General features: G+C 71.1%; 15 protein-coding genes and 1 pseudogene. 6 read left to right on the plus strand and 10 right to left on the minus strand.

Features of this window, described 5'->3' with window-relative positions; translation table 11 throughout:
* Positions 1-67: 67 nt before the first annotated feature.
* The 6 genes from ACFO0B_RS07585 (at position 68) to bluB (ending at position 6,685) form a co-directional block, all read left to right on the plus strand.
* Positions 68-1,450: a WS/DGAT/MGAT family O-acyltransferase gene (locus tag ACFO0B_RS07585; RefSeq protein ID WP_378611595.1), complete on the plus strand. Its 1,383-nt coding sequence runs from the start codon at positions 68-70 to the stop codon at positions 1,448-1,450.
* Positions 1,451-1,460: 10 nt separating this feature from the next.
* Positions 1,461-1,967, plus strand: coding sequence for a DUF6912 family protein (locus ACFO0B_RS07590; protein ID WP_378611618.1), 507 nt, complete (start codon positions 1,461-1,463; stop codon positions 1,965-1,967).
* Between the two features lie 129 nt (positions 1,968-2,096).
* Entirely contained in the window at positions 2,097-3,233 is a 1,137-nt protein-coding gene (locus ACFO0B_RS07595; RefSeq protein ID WP_378611596.1) for a ferredoxin reductase, read from the plus strand.
* Positions 3,234-3,277: 44 nt separating this feature from the next.
* Positions 3,278-4,648 carry a fatty acid desaturase family protein gene (locus ACFO0B_RS07600; protein ID WP_378611597.1) on the plus strand — a complete coding sequence of 457 codons (1,371 nt, stop codon included), beginning with the start codon at positions 3,278-3,280 and terminating at the stop codon, positions 4,646-4,648.
* A 67-nt stretch (positions 4,649-4,715) separates the two neighbouring features.
* Positions 4,716-5,951, plus strand: coding sequence for a fatty acid desaturase family protein (locus tag ACFO0B_RS07605; protein WP_378611598.1), 1,236 nt, complete (start codon positions 4,716-4,718; stop codon positions 5,949-5,951).
* A 113-nt stretch (positions 5,952-6,064) separates the two neighbouring features.
* Positions 6,065-6,685: a 5,6-dimethylbenzimidazole synthase gene (gene bluB, locus ACFO0B_RS07610; protein ID WP_378611619.1), complete on the plus strand. Its 621-nt coding sequence runs from the start codon at positions 6,065-6,067 to the stop codon at positions 6,683-6,685.
* Positions 6,686-6,813: 128 nt separating this feature from the next.
* Here bluB and ACFO0B_RS07615 read toward each other — a convergent pair whose 3' ends face one another.
* The 10 genes and pseudogenes from ACFO0B_RS07615 to ACFO0B_RS07660 all read right to left on the minus strand — a co-directional run.
* Positions 6,814-8,103 carry an acetyl-CoA C-acyltransferase gene (locus ACFO0B_RS07615; RefSeq protein WP_378611599.1) on the minus strand — a complete coding sequence of 430 codons (1,290 nt, stop codon included), beginning with the start codon at positions 8,101-8,103 and terminating at the stop codon, positions 6,814-6,816.
* Positions 8,104-8,207: 104 nt separating this feature from the next.
* Positions 8,208-8,900: a ribosome hibernation-promoting factor, HPF/YfiA family gene (hpf, locus tag ACFO0B_RS07620; RefSeq protein WP_378611600.1), complete on the minus strand. Its 693-nt coding sequence runs from the start codon at positions 8,898-8,900 to the stop codon at positions 8,208-8,210.
* 225 nt (positions 8,901-9,125) lie between these two features.
* Complete coding sequence (locus ACFO0B_RS07625; protein ID WP_378611601.1) at positions 9,126-9,770, minus strand: ComF family protein; 645 nt, start codon at positions 9,768-9,770, stop codon at positions 9,126-9,128.
* A gap of 35 nt (positions 9,771-9,805) precedes the next feature.
* Complete coding sequence (gene lpqB, locus ACFO0B_RS07630; RefSeq protein ID WP_378611602.1) at positions 9,806-11,611, minus strand: MtrAB system accessory lipoprotein LpqB; 1,806 nt, start codon at positions 11,609-11,611, stop codon at positions 9,806-9,808.
* Positions 11,608-13,335, minus strand: coding sequence for an MtrAB system histidine kinase MtrB (mtrB, locus tag ACFO0B_RS07635; protein WP_378611620.1), 1,728 nt, complete (start codon positions 13,333-13,335; stop codon positions 11,608-11,610). Before mtrB ends, lpqB begins: the two co-directional genes overlap by 4 nt.
* 20 nt (positions 13,336-13,355) lie before the next feature.
* A complete protein-coding gene (mtrA, locus tag ACFO0B_RS07640) occupies positions 13,356-14,033 on the minus strand; it encodes an MtrAB system response regulator MtrA (protein WP_378611603.1) in 678 nt (225 codons plus the stop codon).
* Between the two features lie 78 nt (positions 14,034-14,111).
* Positions 14,112-14,759, minus strand: coding sequence for a dTMP kinase (locus tag ACFO0B_RS07645; RefSeq protein ID WP_378611604.1), 648 nt, complete (start codon positions 14,757-14,759; stop codon positions 14,112-14,114).
* A gap of 52 nt (positions 14,760-14,811) precedes the next feature.
* Positions 14,812-16,293: an adenosylhomocysteinase gene (gene ahcY / locus ACFO0B_RS07650; protein ID WP_378611605.1), complete on the minus strand. Its 1,482-nt coding sequence runs from the start codon at positions 16,291-16,293 to the stop codon at positions 14,812-14,814.
* A 116-nt stretch (positions 16,294-16,409) separates the two neighbouring features.
* Positions 16,410-17,147 carry an esterase/lipase family protein gene (locus ACFO0B_RS07655; protein ID WP_378611606.1) on the minus strand — a complete coding sequence of 246 codons (738 nt, stop codon included), beginning with the start codon at positions 17,145-17,147 and terminating at the stop codon, positions 16,410-16,412.
* Between the two features lie 39 nt (positions 17,148-17,186).
* A pseudogene (locus ACFO0B_RS07660) lies at positions 17,187-17,318 on the minus strand (alkane 1-monooxygenase); the annotation flags it as partial.

A 17,318-nucleotide genomic window follows, 5' to 3' on the forward strand; every position in this document is an offset into this window, starting at 1 on the left:
CTACGAGCCAAAACGCTGTCCGGCCCGCACAATGGGCGGCAAGCCAACGGAAGGAGCAGCGGGCAGCGTGATCACCAGACTGACGGCGCAGGACGCGTCGTTCCACCGTCAGGAACAGAGCAGCAACCCCGTCTACATCGGTTCCCTCGCCATCCTGGAGGGGCCGCTCGACTACGACCGCCTGCTCGATCTGGTGGAGAGCAGGCTGGCGATGGTGCCGCGGTACCGCCGCAAGGTGCGCGCGATCCCGCTGGCGCTCGGCAGGCCGGTGTGGGTGGAGGACAGTGGCTTCGACCTGACCTACCACATCCGGCGCTCCGCGCTGCCCGCTCCCGGCAGCGAGGTCCAGCTGCACGACCTGGTGGCGCGGCTCGCCTCGCGCCCGCTCGACCTGGACCGCCCGCTGTGGGAGATGTACCTGATCGAGGGGCTCGCCGACGGCCGCACCGCGGTCTTCACCAAGACGCACGCGGCGCTGGTCGACGGCGAATCGGCACTGGAGATCGGGCACGTCATCCTGGACGACGGCCCCGACCCGCGCACCCTCGCCCCCGACTCCTGGCACCCGCCGCGCGAACCGGGCGACGCCGAGCTGCTCGCCGGCGCGCTGAGTCACCTGGCGGCGCAGCCGCGGGAGGCGCTCGAGGTCGCGCGGGACGCGGGCACGGCGGCGTTCACCGTGCTCGGCGCGGCGAGCAAGGCGGTGGACTCGGTGGTGTCGGCGGTGCGCACCGCGACGGCGGGCGCGCCGGACAGCCCGCTCAACGCCAGGATGACCCGGAACCGCCGCTTCGACGTCGTCCGCACCGAGCTCGCCGACTACCGCCGGATCCGGGCCCGCTTCGACTGCTCGATCAACGACGTCATCCTGGCGGTGATCACCGGGGCGCTGCGCGAGTGGCTGCTCTCCAGGGACCAGGCCGTCACCGAGTCGGCGACGCTGCGCGCGGTGGTGCCGATGTCGGTCTACCTCGACGATCCGCCCGGCGACACCGCGGGCGAGGTCTCCTCGTTCCTGATCGACCTCCCGGTCGGCGAGCCGAATCCGGTGATGCGGCTCTCGCACATCACGCACGCCACCGCGGCGGCGGGCAGGCAGCGCCGCGGGGTGCGCGCCCGCACCCTGGTGCACCTGGCCGGCTTCGCCCCGGCCAGCCTGCATGCGATGAGCGTCAGGGCGGCGAGTACGTTCGCAGACCACACGTTCAATCTGGTGATCACCAACGCGCCGGGTCCGCAGTCCCCGATGTACATCGGCGGGGCGCGGATGCTGGAGATGTACCCGGTGTCGCCGCTGCTGCGCAATCAGGCGCTGAGCCTCGGGCTGACCTCCTACGACGGGCAGGTCTGCTACGGGCTCAACGCCGACCGCGACGCGATGGCGGATCTCGGGGTGCTGGCCGCGTCGGTGCACGAGTCCCTGGAGGAGCTGCTCGGTGCCTGCGCTTGACGATCGCCCGCTGCGCGTCTATGTGCCCGCGACCATCGCGATGCTGCGCGCGCTGGTCGCCGACCGCGAGCTGCGCGCGGTCAGCGGAACCGCCTTCGCGGTCACCCCCGCGCTGCGCGAGGCGTACGCCTCCGGCGACGACGAGGAGCTGGCCGAGGTCGCCATGGGCGAGGCGGCGCGGGCGGCGCTGCGGCTGCTCGCCGCCGAGGCCGACGACTCCGATACCCCGCCGCTCCAGCGCCGGGCGGTGATCGCGGCCGACGTCACCGGCGCGACCCCGCGCCCGGAGCTGGACGACGCGGTGGTCCGGCTGGCCGGGCCGGTGCCGTACGCGACGATCGCCTCGGTGCACGTCGACCTGGCCGACGCCGAGGCGGACGTGGCCAAGGCCGTCGAGGTGATCGATGCCGCCGACCTGGGCGACCCGGACGCCGAGTTCACCCTCGGCGACGCGGAGGACCACCAGCTGGCCTGGTACGCCACCCAGGAGCTGCCCTTCCTGCTCGAACTGCTCTGATCGGTACCCGTCGGGAGTAGTCACAAAGCCGCTCCGGCCGTCTCCACGGGGCAACCTACGATGCCGTAACCTGGCGTCATGGACGGGCCCCGACGGGGCCCGCGGCAACTCAGGAGACGACCGGCGACGATGTTCGAGAATGTGCGGCAATGGCTGGAGGAGCCCGCGGCCGAGGTGGCCGACCGAGGTGGCCGGTTGAACGTACTGCGCGGCGCGGTCGCCCGGATCACCACACCGCTGCTCCCGGACGACTACCTGCACCTGGTGAACCCGCTGTGGTCGGCGCGCGAGCTGCGCGGCCGGGTGCTCGAGGTCCGCAAGGAGACCGCGGACTCGGCGACCCTGGTGATCAAGCCGGGCTGGGGCTTCGACTGGGCCTTCGAGCCGGGCCAGTACATCGGCTTCGGCGTGCTGGTCGACGGCCGCTGGCACTGGCGCTCGTACTCGCTGACCTCCCCGCCGAACTGGTCCGACGACCCGGCGGCGCGCGGCAAGCGGCTGATCTCGATCGCGGTCAAGGCGATGCCGGAGGGGCTGCTCTCCAGCCACCTGGTGAACGGTGTGACGCCGGGCACCGTGGTGCGGCTCGCCGCGCCGCAGGGCGGATTCGTGCTGCCGTCGCCACCGCCGCCGACGGTGCTCTTCCTCACCGCGGGCAGCGGCATCACCCCGGTGATGTCCATGCTGCGCGCGCTGGATCGGCGCGATGCCTTCACCGACGTCGTGCACGTGCACTCGGCGCGCACCGCCGATGACGTGATGTTCGGTGCCGAGCTGACCGCGCTCGCCGAGCGGCACCCCGGCTTCACCTCGCACCTGCACCTCACCGGTGTGCACGGCAAGCTCGACCTGGCCGACCTGGACACCCTCTTCCCGGACTGGCGCGAGCGGCAGACCTGGGCCTGCGGCCCGGCCGCCATGCTGGACGACATCGAGAAGCACTGGGCGGCAGCCGGGCTCGCTGGCAAGCTGAACGTCGAGCGGTTCGACGTCGAGCGCTCCGCGGTCGGCGAGGGCGGCACCGTCACCTTCGCCAGGAGCGACCGCAGCACCGTCGCCGACGGCGCGACCAGCCTGCTGGAGGCGGGCGAGGCGGCGGGCGTGCGGATGCCGTTCGGCTGCCGCATGGGCATCTGCCAGACCTGCGTGCTCACCATCACCGCCGGGCACACCCGTGACCTGCGCAACGGCGACGAGCGGCGCGAGGGCGACAAGGTACAGACCTGCATCTCCGCCGCCGCCGGCGACTGCACCCTCGACGTCTGAGACCGGTAGGCTCGAGCACAGACCGAGCAGGGAAAGGGAACCCGGTGGCCATCACCGATATTCGCGCATTCGCACACCTCACCGCCGCCGACATCGAAACCCTCGGGGACGAACTCGACGCGATCCGCCGTTCCGTGGAGCTGTCCCGCGGCGCACGGGACGCCAAATACATCCGGCACACGATCGCCGCCCAGCGCGGGCTCGAGGTGGCCGGCCGCGCCGTGCTCTTCGGCAGCAGGAACCGGTGGGCCTGGCTCACCGGCACCGCGCTGCTCTCGGTGGCGAAGATCATCGAGAACATGGAGCTCGGGCACAACATCAGCCACGGGCAGTGGGACTGGATGAACGACCCGGAGATCCACTCGGGCACCTGGGAGTGGGATCAGACCGGGCCGTCGGCCCAGTGGCGGCGGGCGCACAACTACTCGCACCACACCTACACCAACGTGCTCGGCAAGGACGAGGACCTCGGCTTCGGCATCCTGCGGATGACGCGGGACGAGCCGTGGCGCCCGGTGCACCTGGTGCAGCCGTTCGCCAACCTGGTGCTCGCCGCCACCTTCGAGTGGGGCATCGCGCTGCACGACTGGCACATCGACAGGGAGCTGTCCGGGGTGCCGCCCAAGCAGCTGAACTCCGAGCCGAACGTACAGTTCGCGCGCAAGATCGCGCGCCAGGTCGGCAAGGACTTCGTGTTCTACCCCGCGCTCACCGGCCCGGCCTGGAAGAGCACGCTGAAGGCCAACATGACCGCGAACCTGGTGCGCAACCTGTGGGCCTACGCGGTGATCTTCTGCGGGCACTTCCCGGACGGCGCGGAGAAGTTCACCATCGAGCAGCTCACCGGCGAGACCCGCGCCGAGTGGTACCTGCGGCAGATGCTGGGCAGCGCCAACTTCCGGGCCGGGCGGTCGATGGCCTTCATGAGCGGCAACCTCTGCTACCAGATCGAACACCACCTCTTCCCCGACCTGCCGAGCAACCGGTACGCGGAGATCGCGCAGCGGGTGCGCGAGCTGTGCGACAAATACGACCTGCCCTACACCACCGGCTCGCTGGGCAGGCAGTACCTGCTCGCCTTCCGCACGATCCACAAGCTGGCGCTGCCGGACAGCCTGCTGCGGCGCACCGCGGACGACGCACCGGAGACCTCGTCGGAGCGCAAGTTCGCCGGTATCGCGCTGCCCGCGCAGGTCGACCCGGCAACCGGAAAGCGCCGCGGCCTCCGCTCCGCGCTGACCGAGGCCAAGGTCGCGCTGCGGCAGAAGGCGGAGCAGGAGAAGCAGGCTCTCCGCGAGGCGAAACAATCGCTGCAGGAGAAGGCGCGGCACGAGCAGGACGTGCTGCGCGAGGCCCGGATCACGCTGCGCGGCAGGGTTCGAGCCCAGGGTTGGCGGCGTCGGGGTACCGCGTGACCAAGACCACAGCGGGAGCAAAGAACTCGTAACCTACGGTCTCGTAACTTACGGTAGAGTAACCAACATGGCTATTTCGGATGTCAAGGAGTACGCGCACCTCACGGAGGCCGACGTCGAGGCGCTCGGCGAGGAATTCGACGCGATCCGGCGTGACATCGAGTCGTCGCGCGGTGCGGCCGACGCCCGTTATATCCGCAACGTCATCCGGCTGCAGCGCGCCCTCGAGATCGCGGGCCGGACGGCGCTGTTCGCCAGCAACAAGCGCCCGGCGTGGCTGGCGGGCGTCGCCCTGCTCGGCACGGCCAAGATCATCGAGAACATGGAGATCGGCCACAACGTCATGCACGGCCAGTGGGACTGGATGAACGATCCGGAGATCCACTCCAGCTCGTGGGAGTGGGACAACACCGGGCCGTCCAAGCACTGGAAGCAGACGCACAACTTCCTGCACCACAAGTACACCAACGTGCTCGGCATGGACGACGACATCGGCTACGGCCTGCTGCGCGTCACCAGGGACCAGCGCTGGAAGCCGTTCAATATCGGCAACCCGGTGTACAACCTGCTCCTGCAGCTCTTCTTCGAGTTCGGGGTCGCGGTGCAGCACCTGGAGCTGGGCAAGGTCGCGGCGGGGCGGTTCAAGGGCGACGCCGAGCGCGCGGAGTTCGAGCGCAAGCGTCAGGAGGTGCTGGTCAAGGTCGGTCGCCAGATGGCGAAGGACTACGTGGTGTTCCCCGCGCTCACCGGCCCGGCCTGGAAGAGCACCATGACCGCGAATCTCGCCGCCAACATGGTGCGCAATGTCTGGACCAACGCGGTGATCTTCTGCGGGCACTTCCCGGACGGCGCGGAGAAGTTCACCAAGGCCGATATCGACGGCGAGTCCAAGGGCCAGTGGTACCTGCGGCAGATGCTCGGCAGCGCGAACATCAGCGGCGGCCCGGTGATCCACTTCATGACCGGCAACCTGAGCCACCAGATCGAGCACCACCTCTTCCCCGATCTGCCGAGCAACCGCTACGTGCACATCGCGGTGCGGGTGCGCGAACTGGCCGACAAGTACGACCTGCCGTACACCACCGGCTCGCTGCCGGTGCAGTACTTCAAGGCGTGGCGCACCATCCTCAAGCTCTCGCTGCCGAACAAGTACCTGCGCGCCACCGCCGACGACGCGCCGGAGACGGCATCGGAGCGCAAGTTCGGCGGCAACGCCGTCCCGGTCATCGACCCGGAGACCGGACGGCGCCGCGGGCTGCGCAGCGCGCTGACCGCGGGCAGGCGGCGGCTCAGCCGGCGCTGACCACGTTTCCGAACGGCCCCGCACCTATCCGGTGCGGGGCCGTTCGGGCGTTCGGGGTGCGGAAAACCTGATTCACTGATGGGGTGTGTGCCAACGATGTCCACCAGCACGCCCTGAGCGTCTACGAAGCCATTCGCCTGCGCCGCGACGTGCGCGCCGAGTTCACCGGTACCCCGATCGACGACGACACCCTGTGGCGGCTGCTGGACGCCGCGCACCGGGCGCCGAGCGTCGGCAATTCGCAGCCGTGGGATTTCGTCGTGGTCCGCGAACCGGCGACGCTGGAGCGGTTCGCCGACCACGTCGCGGAGAAGCGCCGCGAGTTCAGGGACAGCCTGCCGCCGGAGCGGGCCGCCACCTTCGACCCGATTCGGATCGAGGGCATCCGGGAGAGCGGGACCGGCGTCGTGGTCAGCTACGACCACGCCCGCGGCGGGCCGAACGTGCTCGGCCGCGCCACGGTGCCGGAGACCGGGATCTTCTCCACCGTGCTCGCCATCCAGAACCTGTGGCTCGCGGCCACGGCCGAGCAGATCGGCGTCGGCTGGGTGTCGTTCTACGACGCCGACCAGCTCGCCGCGTTGGTCGGGCTGCCGCCGGGGGTGCAGCCCGTGGCCTGGCTCTGCGTGGGTCCGGTGCGCGAGTTCCAGCAGGTGCCGGATCTGGAGCGGTTCGGCTGGCGCAGCGGGCGCACCCTGGATCAGGCGGTGCATCGGGAGCGGTTCGGCGGGTGAGGGCCGCCCGATCCGCGGCACCGGGCCGGGGCCACCGAGCACCGGAGGGTGCGGCAGCGGCTGACCTCGCCCGGCCCCGGCCGCGCGCAGCCGCCGGACCTGCCCCGGCCCCAGGGGCGCGGTAGCGGTCAGACCCGCTCCAGCACCGCGGACGCGCCGATGCCGCCCGCGGCGCAGATGCCGAGCAGCGCGGTCTGCGCGCCGGTGCGGGCGAGCTCGTTCGCCATCGTGGTGACCATGCGGGCGCCGGTGGCGCCGAACGGGTGGCCGAGCGAGACCGAGCCGCCGTGCACGTTGAGCCTGGCGGGATCGACCTCGCCGACCGCGGCCGCCCGGTCCAGCCGGGTCTTGGCCCACTCGTCGCTGGCCAGCGCGGCGAGCACGGAGAGCGTCTGGGCGGCGAACGCCTCGTGGATGTCGACCAGGTCGACGTCGGCGAGCGCGAGCCCGGCCTTCTCCAGCGCGCGCGGCATGGAGATCGCGGGGCCGATCAGCACCTGGTCGGCGGGGTCGACGCTGACGTAGCTCCAGGAGCGGAAGGCGGCGAGCGGGGTCAGCCCCAGCTCGCGCGCCTTCTCCTCGCTCATCAGCAGCACGGCGGAGGCGCCGTCGGTGAGCGGGCTGGCATTGCCCGCGGTGACGGTGCCGTCGGCGGCGAAGACCGGCTTCAGCGCGGCCAGCTTCGCCACGCTGGTGTCGCCGCGGACCAGACCGTCGCGGGCGACGGTGCGGCCGTCCGGGGTGGTCACCGGCACCACCTCGGCGTCGAAGCGGCCCGATGCGATGGCGGCCGCGGCCCGCCGGTGCGAGCGGACGGCGAACTCGTCCTGCGCGGCCCGGCCGATGCCGTGGATCCGCGCCATCTTCTCGGCCGACTCCCCCATCACCTCGCCGGTGGTGCGCTCGGCGATCTTCGGCCGGGTCGGCAGGATGTCGGTGAAGGGCGCCAGCTGCCGCACCGCGGCCAGGTAGTCCTTCGGCTTCGGCTTGCCGAGCGCGATCGGAGCGGCGGCATGCACCACGTGCTGCGGCAGCTTGATCTCGGCATTGCTGGTGGAGTCGCTGCCGCCGGCGATCATCACGTCGTACTCGCCGCGCTCGATGGCGGCGGCCGCGGTGGTGACGGCCTGCAGCCCGGAGGCGCAGGCCCTGGTCACCGTATGGCCCTCGCAGCCGGGGTCGAAGCCGAGGTCGAGCGCGATCTCCCTGGCGATGTTCGGCGCCGCGCTCGGCAGGATCACGCCGCCCCAGACGATCGCCTGCACCAGCTTCCTGTCCAGCCCGGTGCGCTCGAGCAGCCCGCCGACGGCGGCATCCGCGAGCGCGATCGAATCGAGCCGGGTGAAGTCGGTGAAGGCGCGGACGAAGGGGGTGCGGGCGCCTGCGACGACGACGGCACGGCGAGCGGTGGAGGCCATGGCCGTAACTTACCCTACGGTAAGGTCCGTCGGGCCGGATTGTCCCGGACACACCGCCGGCCGGTGCGCGAGGCACCGGCCGGCGGCTGGAGGCGGGGGTTCGATCAGGCCAGTCGGATCAGACCGTAGTCGAAGGCGTGCCTGCGGTAGACCACGGACGGCCGGTCGGTCTCCTTGTCGTGGAACAGGAAGAAGTCGTGGCCGACCAGCTCCATCTGGTACAGCGCGTCGTCGACCGTCATGGGCGCCGCGGAGTGCACCTTGGTGCGGACGATGTGGCCGGGGCCCTGATCCTCGGCGGGCGCCCAGGGATCGGGCTCGCTCTCGGCGGCGGCGTCGGGGTGCGCGTGCGTGGCGCCGTTCCGGCCGAAGAGCGTCTCGTCGACCAGCTCGGCGGTGGCCTCGGCGACCGAGAGCGGCGTCTTCTCGCCGTAGTGCACCTTGCGCCGATCCTTGGTGCGGCGCAGCCTGCTCTCCAGCTTGGCTGTCACCGACTCGAAGGCGGCGTAGAAGCTGTCGGCGCAGGCCTCGGCCCGGACGATCGGGCCCTTGCCGCGCGCGGTGATCTCGACGCGCTGGCAGCTCTTGCGCTGCCTGCGGTTGCGTTCGTGGAACAGCTCGACGTCGAAGAGGAAAATCGACGGGTCGAACCGTTCGAGTCGGGAGAGTTTGTCGGCGACGTAGATTCGGAAGTGGTCCGGCACTTCGACATTGCGGCCCTTGACCACGATGTCCGCCCGGCTACCACCTCCCGCTGCGGTGGTTTCCGGTTCGTCCAGCGTGCCGCTCTGCGGCATCGAAGGATCTGCGTCTTGGACTGAAGGACGTGAAGACGTCACGCGTACCTCCCGGATAGGGCCGCACCGTCGAAATGGCGTGCGGCGGGATTGATCGTGCCGATCGGCTCTCCGCTCGGCACCGAATGTCCGAGGCCCCACCTCCAACTCCCGTGTCGGGTGTGTGTTCGCGACGCTAGTCCGCCCGCGACCGGTCCGCCACTGTTCACGCAAATTTTCCGTCGATCACGTTCCGCATGTCACCAGCACGTCATGAATGGGTATCCGGTAGCGTCGCGCGACCCGGACCGACTCGGTCGCCGTCGCCCCGGTGGTGAGCACATCGTCGACCAGGAAGACCTGCGGATTCGCTGTCCCGGACAGTGCGGGGAGCAGCTCGGGCCGAACCACGACCCGCGTTGCCAGATTGCGCCTGCGTTGCGCCGGAGTCAACCCGACCGAATCACGCGTACCGTGCCGCGATCGCAACAGTGGCGCCATCCGGCAATCGGGCAGCCAACCCGCCGCCACCGTCGCTGTCCGGGCCACCGGATCGCCGCCGCGGCGGCGGGCGGCTGCGGCCCGGCCGGGTGCGGGGATCAACAGCAGCGGGCGGCCGGGGGCGCGCAGCCGGTGCAGTCCGCGGGCGAGGGCGTAGCCGAGCGGGGCCGCCAGGTCGCGGCGGCCGCGCTCCTTGAGCGCGAGCACCGCGCGGCGCCCCGGCCCCGCGTAGGGCCCGAGCGCCCAGCACGGCACCCCCGGATCGGTGCGCGGGCGCAGCCGGATCGGCGGGCCGTCGAGCACGCTCGCGCACTCGGGGCACCACGGGAGGCCCGGCAGGCCGCAGCCGCCGCACTCGACGGGCAGGATCAGATCCAGCAGGGTCCGCATGCCCTGCAGAGTCTGGCCGGAGCCACCGACACCGATCAGCCCGGCAGCACCGGGACCGCGTTCTCGCCGGTCAGCCCGGGCACCTCGCGCCAGAACCCCTCGGTGGTCACCGGCTGGCCGTACTGCAGCTGCAGCACCGCGCGGGAGTCGGCGACATACCAGGTGTCCAGCGCCGCGCTGACCACCCGCATCGGCGGGGTCAGGTTCTGCGAGGTCTGGGTGACCTGCTCGGAGCCGTCGATGGAGACGGTGACCACCGGGTCCACGTTGCCCTCGCGGGCGATGATGATGGTGTCGCCGCTGAGCCAGCTCAGCGAGACCGCCCTGGTGCTGAGCCCGACGGCCAGCGGCTGCGGCGCGGTGAAGGCGTAGCGGCCGTCCGGGCGGCGCTCCACCACCGCGACGTACACCTTGCCGTCCGCGATGAGCGCGGCTCGCACCCCGCTGCCGGAGATCCGCAGCTCGGTGATGGGCAGCCGGGGCGAGAGCGCCGAGGTGACCGCGGTCAGCGCGGAGATGTCGACGTCCTGCTTGGAGACGGTGCCGGTGGCCCGGTCGGCGGCGGCCCTGACCACCCGCTCGCCGTCGACGACGGCCCAGGCGGCGCTGCCGTCCGAGTTCCAGGTGGGTCTGCTGATGGTGGCGCCCTCGGCGACCGGGAAGGCGTTGCCGCCGTAGCTGCCGACCATGAGGGTGGCGCGGCCCGCGTCGGCGGCCACCGCGGCCACCAGCTGGCCGTCCTCGGAGAGCGCGGCCGACTGCAGGTTGCCCACCCCGCCGAAGTAGCCGGGCACCGGGGTGATGCCGGTCTCGCGCACCTGTACCAGCGTGCCGTTGCGCAGCGCGAAGAGCCCGATCTTGTTCCGCAGATGCGCGTCGGGGGTGTACTGCTCGATATCCGCGACCGACCAGCCGTTGGCGGCGAACCGGTCGTCCAGCGCCTTGCCGTCGGCGAGCAGCACGTACGGGCCGAGCACCTCGGCCGCCGAGAGCGTGGCGACCACCTGGGCGGCGAGCATTTCCCGGTCCCGCGGAGCCAGCGCCGCGGCGCCGGCCAGGTCGATCCGGACCCCGCCCAGCCCGACCCCGACCTCCTCCGGGTCACCGTTGGCCTTGGTCACTGCCCCGCGCAGCGCCACCGGCGGCGCGACGACGGTGCGCACGTTCTCGGTGAGCGCGGGCTGCGGGCCGTCCAGCAGCAGGTCGAGCAGGCGCTGGGTGCGCTCCGCGGGCGGCACCGAGACCCAGCGCAGGTCGGGAACGAGCGAGGAGCCGGTCGGGTCGAGGAAGTAGAGCGCGTGCCGCTGGTACGCCTTGGCGAAGGCGGCGTTGTCCATGACGACGCCGTCCGGCAGCTCGTCGATCCGCCACTCGCCGCCGACCCTGGTCATCTCGATCTTGTTCTCCAGCATCGAGCCGTCCGACGGCCGGTACGACCCGTCCGCGGAGAGCTCGCCGACCTTGCGCGCCCGGATGACGTAGGTCGCGGCGTCGCCGCCGCGGGATTCGCGCAGTGTGTCCGGCTTCTCCACGATCACGGTGCCCGCCGCGTCGTCCCAGCGGGTGGAGGCGGACGGGGTGAGGTACTGCCGCGCCGCCTCGTGCCGGTTCGCCGGGGTGGCGGTGGCCTGCAGGAAGTCGCGGAGCAGGAGGTCCGGGTCGCGGCCGGAGATGGGCGGCGGCGGGCCGTCGGAGGTCGGTTCGCGGTCCAGCGTGCCGAGCGCCTGCGGGGCCGAGGACTCCGGCAGGCTGGCACAGCCGGTGAGCAGCACCAGCACGGCCACCAGCACACCGATCACTCCCCGGCGCGCGGCGGCGTGGGGTCGGGTACGCATCGTCATGACTGTACGTCCCGGTTCTCGGCCAACCCCCGACCGGTGGAGTACGTGCCGTTCTCCACACTCGCGACGAACTCCGCGATCTCGTCGCGCGGAAGGCGGACGGTGTCCGACTCGTCCGGTTCGGGCTCGGTGCGGATCGGCACCTTGCGCGGCGCGTCCAGCGGCAGCGGGCTGGGACCGAGCTTGCTCCCGCGGGCCATGGGCAGGGTGAGCCGGAAGCTGGCCCCGCTGCCGAGCTCACCCCACGCCTCGAGCCTGCCCTCGTGCAGGTGCGCGTCCTCCTGGCTGATCGAGAGCCCGAGGCCGGTGCCGCCGGAGCGGCGCATGCGCGAGGGGTCGGAGCGCCAGAAGCGGTTGAAGACCAGCTTCTCCTCGCCCGGCCGGAGCCCGACGCCCTGGTCGCGGACGACGACGGCGAGCGCATTGGCCTGCTGGTCGCCGCGCATCCGGATCAGCACCGGCTTGCCGTCGCCGTGGTCGATGGCATTGGCGAGCAGGTTGCGCAGCACCCGCTCGACGCGGCGCGGGTCGACCTCGGCGACCAGCGGGTCCTCCGGCAGGTCGGCGACGACCTCGACCCCGGCGTCCTTGGCCAGGTGTCGCACGGTCGAGATGGCGGCCTTGGCGCACATCCGCACGTCCAGCGACTCCACCTGCAGCTCGGCGACGCCCGCGTCGTGGCGGCTGATCTCCAGCAGATCGTTGAGCAGCCCCTCGAACCGATCCAGCTCGTTGACGAGCAGCTCGGCGCTGCGGGCGAGCGCGGGCGAGAGCTCGTCGCTGCTGCTGTGGATGAGGTCGGCGGCCATCCGCACCGTGGTGAGCGGGGTGCGCAGTTCGTGGCTGACGTCGGAGGTGAAGCCCTTCTGCAGGTTGCCGAACTCCTCCAGCTGGTTGATCTGGGTGGAGAGGCTCTCGGCCATTTCGTTGAAGGCCTGTGCCAGCTTCGCCATGTCGTCCTCGCCGCGAACCAGCATGCGCTCCTTCAGCCTGCCGTCGGCGAAGCGCCCCGCGATCCGGGCGGCCGACCGGATCGGCAGCACCACCTGCCTGGTCACCAGGGCGGAGATGGCGGCGAGCAGGACGAGTAGCACGGCGCCGCCGACCAGCATGGTGCCGCGCATGAGCGCGAGGCTGCGCTCCTCGTTCACCAGCGGGAAGACCAGGTAGATCTCCAGGGTCGGGATCTCGGCGCTGGGGCTGCCGATCACCAGCGCGCGGCCGCGGTAACCGTCCGGGTCGTCGACGGTGGCGAACTGGTAGCTGATCTGGCTGCGCTGCACGAAGCGGCGCAGCTCCTCCGGCACCTCCTGCACCGGCCCCGAGGTCATCTGCTGCGGCGGGGTGCCGCCGATGACGGTGAGCGCGGAGTCGAAGCTGCCCGCGACGCCACCGGACTGCCCGGTGCCGCCGCGGTTGGAGAGCGAGTCCCGCGCCTCGGCCAGCTGCTGCTGCTGGATGCCGCTGCCGTGCGCGCCGGCCAGCTGGCTCTCCACCGTGTTCCGAGCGCGCTCCATCTCCTCGATCGCCGCGTTCAGCTTGGCGTCCAGCAGCCGGTCGGTGATCTGGCTGGTGAGCACGACGCCGAGCACGGTGATGACGATGAGCGAGAGGGTGAGGGTGGAGACGATGACGCGCAGCTGCAGCGATCGCCGCCACAGGTGGCCGAGTGCGACGCCCTGGCGCTGCGCCCACGCCGCGGCGATCTCCACCGCCGGACGCAGGCGCGCGATCAGGCGGTCGATCACGGCGGTCCGGCCTTGTACCCGACCCCGCGAACGGTCAGCACGATCTCCGGATTCTCCGGGTCCTTCTCGACTTTCGCGCGCAGCCGCTGCACGTGCACGTTCACCAGCCTGGTGTCGGCGGCGTGCCGGTAGCCCCAGACCTGCTCCAGCAGCACCTCGCGGGTGAAGACCTGGCGCGGCTTGCGGGCCAGCGCGACGAGCAGGTCGAACTCCAGCGGGGTGAGCGAGATCTGGGTGCCGTCCCTGGTCACCTTGTGCGCGGGCACGTCGATCACGATGTCGGCGATGGAGAGCTGCTCGGAGGGCTCGTCCTCGGTGCGGCGCAGCCGCGCCCGCACCCTGGCGACCAGCTCCTTGGGCTTGAAGGGCTTGACGATGTAGTCGTCGGCGCCGGATTCCAGGCCGAGCACCACGTCGACGGTGTCGGTCTTGGCGGTCAGCATGACGATCGGCACGCCGGAGTCGGCGCGCAGCACCCGGCACACGTCGATGCCGTTCATGCCGGGCAGCATGAGATCGAGGAGCACGAGGTCCGGCCGGATCTCCCGCACCGCGGAGAGCGCCTGGGTACCGTCGCCGACCACGTGCGGGTCGAACCCTTCCCCGCGCAGGACGATGGTCAGCATCTCGGCGAGAGCCATATCGTCGTCGACGACCAGAATCTTCGGCTTCATGATTCCTATGTTGTCATCTCGGTGGCGGGCGACGGGCCGCCACGCCAACACTGGCGATTTCGCACCGTACCCGCCGCACTATCGGCGCAGTACCGCGGCCAGCCGGTCGGTGACCGTGGCCGGATCGTCATCCGGGCGGTAGCGCCACCAGGGACCGGCCCAATCGCGTTCGGCCAGCTCACGGTACACCGCGCCGGTGCGCAGTTGCAGCTCGGCATCGCGTTCGTAGGCATCGAGGCCGCGGCCGGGGTCGAGGCGGCCGCGGTGCAGGGCTCTTTCGGCGGCCAGCTCGGTCGGCACGTCGAGCAGGATCTGCAGGTCGGGGCGGGGCAGCCCGAAGCGGCCGAACTCCAGTTCCGCTGTCCAGGAGACGATCTCGCCGTCCACGGTCTGGCCGAGGCGGGCCGCGCTGTAGGCGGCATTGGAGGCGACGTAGCGGTCGAGCACCACGAAATCGTGCTCGGCGAGCAGCTTTTCCAGGTCGCCCCGTGCCCCCGCCCGGTCCAGCGCGAAGAGCAGCGCCATGCCGGAGACCGAGGCGGCCAGGTCGCCGTGCTCGCCGCGCAGCGCCTCGGCGGCGAGGTCGGCGTGCACCGAGCGCCCGTACCGCGGGAAAGCGAGCGTGGCGGTGCGCAATCCGCGGGCGGCCAGCTCGCCGACGACCCGCTCGGTGAGCGTGCGCTTGCCGGAGCCGTCCAGCCCTTCCAGCGCGATGAGGGTGCCCATGCGCTGGGAGACTACGCGGGGCCCCGCCGGCTGCCCGGCGGGGCCCGGTGCGTCAGTACCGGTAGTGGTCCGGCTTGAACGGGCCCTCCACGTCCACGCCGATGTACTCGGCCTGGTCCTTGGTGAGCTTGGTCAGCGTGCCGCCGAGCGCCTCGACATGGATCTTGGCGACCTTCTCGTCCAGGTGCTTGGGCAGCCGGTAGACCTCGTTGTCGTAGTTCTCCGGCTTGGTCCACAGCTCGATCTGGGCGATCACCTGGTTGGAGAAGCTGTTCGACATCACGAACGAGGGGTGCCCGGTGGCGTTGCCCAGGTTCAGCAGCCTGCCCTCGGACAGCACGATGATCGCCTTGCCCGAGTCGAAGGTCCACAGATCGACCTGCGGCTTGATGTTCAACCGGTCCGCACCCGAGCGCTCCAGGGCGGCGATGTCGATCTCGTTGTCGAAGTGGCCGATGTTGCCCAGGATCGCCTGGTCCTTCATCGCCTTCATGTGCTCGAGGGTGATGATGTCCTTGTTGCCCGTGGAGGTGATCACGATATCGGCGTGCCCGATCGCCTGCTCCACGGTGACGACGTCGTAGCCGTCCATCAGCGCCTGCAGCGCGTTGATCGGGTCGATCTCGGTGACCTGGACCCGCGCGCCCTGCCCGGCAAGCGATTCCGCACAGCCCTTGCCGACATCGCCGTACCCGCAGATCAGCACCTTCTTGCCACCGATCAGCACGTCGGTGCCGCGGTTGATCCCGTCGATCAGCGAGTGCCTGGTGCCGTACTTGTTGTCGAACTTCGACTTGGTCACCGAATCGTTGACGTTGATCGCCGGGAACACCAGCTCCCCCGCCGCCGCGAACTGGTACAGCCGCAGCACACCGGTCGTGGTCTCCTCGGTCACCCCGCGCACCGACTCCGCGATCGCCGACCACTTCCCGCCCTCGGTCGCCAGCCGTTCACGCAGCAGGTTCAGGAAGACCTTGAACTCCGCGGAGTGATCCTCGTCCTCGGGCGGGACGACCCCGGCCTTCTCGTACTGCGCGCCGCGCAGCACCAGCATGGTGGCGTCGCCGCCGTCGTCGAGGATCATGTTCGCCGGCTCGCCCGGCCAGGTCAGCATCTGCTCCGCCGCCCACCAGTACTCCGCCAGCGTCTCGCCCTTCCAGGCGAAGACCGGGGTGCCCCTTGGCTCGTCCACCGTGCCGTGCGGGCCGACCACGACCGCCGCGGCCGCGTGGTCCTGGGTGGAGAAGATATTGCACGACGCCCAGCGCACCTCGGCACCGAGGGAGGTCAGCGTCTCGATCAGCACCGCGGTCTGCACCGTCATGTGCAGCGAACCGGAGATCCGCGCACCCTTGAGCGGCTGCACCTCCGCGTATTCACGGCGCAGCGCCATCAAGCCGGGCATCTCGTGCTCGGCCAGCCGGATCTCCTTACGGCCGAACTCGGCCAGCGACAGATCCGCCACCTTGTAGTCGATGCCATTGCTGACGTCGGCCGTCAAAGCGGTTTCAGCGGAAAGTTCGGAAGTCGTCATCTGCCTCTCCAGGGATTGGGCGGCGGTACCCGGCAAGGCTAGCCGCTCGGTCGTGTGCCGTGCCGGGGTGTCCCCGGCTGCGGCGGCGAGGCGCACCGAGCCGAATTCGGTGCGGCTCAGCCGAACGGAACGCCGCTCGGGAAGAGCGTGGACTCCGCGGTGATCGCGCCGTCCGGTTCGTCCGCGTATTCGCCCGCGCAGCCGCCGGCGAGCGCGGAGCGCAGCTGGTCGAGCACCGCGGGCAGCACCGGTTCCAGCGAGTGGTCGACACCGCCGTTGCCGAGGGTCGGGAAGGGGGTGAGGCGGCACTGGCCGCCGTCCAGCCTGCCGTCGCTCCATTCGCGCTCGCTGCGAATGGAGTAGTAGGTGGTGGCGCCGGGGGTGTCGTCCCCGGCGTTCAGCTGCTCCATGAAGGGCGTGCCGGGGCACGCCTCCGGTGCGGCGGGCTGCCCGCAGGCGCCGGGCGATCCGTACTGCGGTGCGCCGATCCCGACGTACCGCGCCACGGCGCCGGCGCCACCGAGCTCCCGCAGGTAGTACCGGCTGCTGAGCGCGCCGATGCTGAACCCGGTCAGGGTGACCGGCAGCCCCGGGTTGGCAGCGGCAGCCGCCGCGACGGCGCCGTCGATGGCATCGGCGTCGGCGGCGATGTCGAAGCCCTTCAGGTCCAGTACGACGGGTTCGTAGCCGTCGGCCCGGAGCGCGGCAGCCAGCGGCTGGTAGGGCAGCGCGCCGAGGTACTGGCCCGGCACGATCACCACGACCCCGCGGGCGGGCTCGGCGTGCCCGGTACCGGCGGTGCCGAGCGCGCCGAGCGCAGCTGTGAGTCCGACGAACAGAATCCGCTTGAGCATATAGCGCAGCCTAACCTCACCCCGCCACGATGTGGGGCGCTAGGCGGCGCTGCCGTACCGCGCGAGCAATCGCTCGCGTTTGGCCGGCTGCAGGTTGGCCTTGGTGACGTCACCGCCGTAGTGGGCGAGTACCCGCCGATCCATGATCCGCCGCCACAGCGGCGGCACCGC

The sequence above is a fragment of the Nocardia jiangsuensis genome, assembly GCF_042650385.1.
In the GTDB taxonomy this organism is placed as follows: Bacteria; Actinomycetota; Actinomycetes; order Mycobacteriales; family Mycobacteriaceae; genus Nocardia; species Nocardia jiangsuensis.

Bases quoted from the DNA above. Each gene is read 5' to 3' on its own strand.
- ACFO0B_RS07655 (WP_378611606.1), bottom strand. From the start codon at position 17,147: ATGCTCAAGCGGATTCTGTTCGTCGGACTCACAGCTGCGCTCGGCGCG.
- ACFO0B_RS07605 (WP_378611598.1), top strand. From the start codon at position 4,716: ATGGCTATTTCGGATGTCAAGGAGTACGCGCACCTCACGGAGGCCGAC.
- ACFO0B_RS07625 (WP_378611601.1), bottom strand. From the start codon at position 9,770: ATGCGGACCCTGCTGGATCTGATCCTGCCCGTCGAGTGCGGCGGCTGC.
- ACFO0B_RS07645 (WP_378611604.1), bottom strand. From the start codon at position 14,759: ATGGGCACCCTCATCGCGCTGGAAGGGCTGGACGGCTCCGGCAAGCGC.
- ACFO0B_RS07595 (WP_378611596.1), top strand. From the start codon at position 2,097: ATGTTCGAGAATGTGCGGCAATGGCTGGAGGAGCCCGCGGCCGAGGTG.
- hpf (WP_378611600.1), bottom strand. From the start codon at position 8,900: ATGCCGCAGAGCGGCACGCTGGACGAACCGGAAACCACCGCAGCGGGA.
- ACFO0B_RS07615 (WP_378611599.1), bottom strand. From the start codon at position 8,103: ATGGCCTCCACCGCTCGCCGTGCCGTCGTCGTCGCAGGCGCCCGCACC.
- lpqB (WP_378611602.1), bottom strand. From the start codon at position 11,611: ATGACGATGCGTACCCGACCCCACGCCGCCGCGCGCCGGGGAGTGATC.
- mtrA (WP_378611603.1), bottom strand. From the start codon at position 14,033: ATGAAGCCGAAGATTCTGGTCGTCGACGACGATATGGCTCTCGCCGAG.
- ahcY (WP_378611605.1), bottom strand. From the start codon at position 16,293: ATGACGACTTCCGAACTTTCCGCTGAAACCGCTTTGACGGCCGACGTC.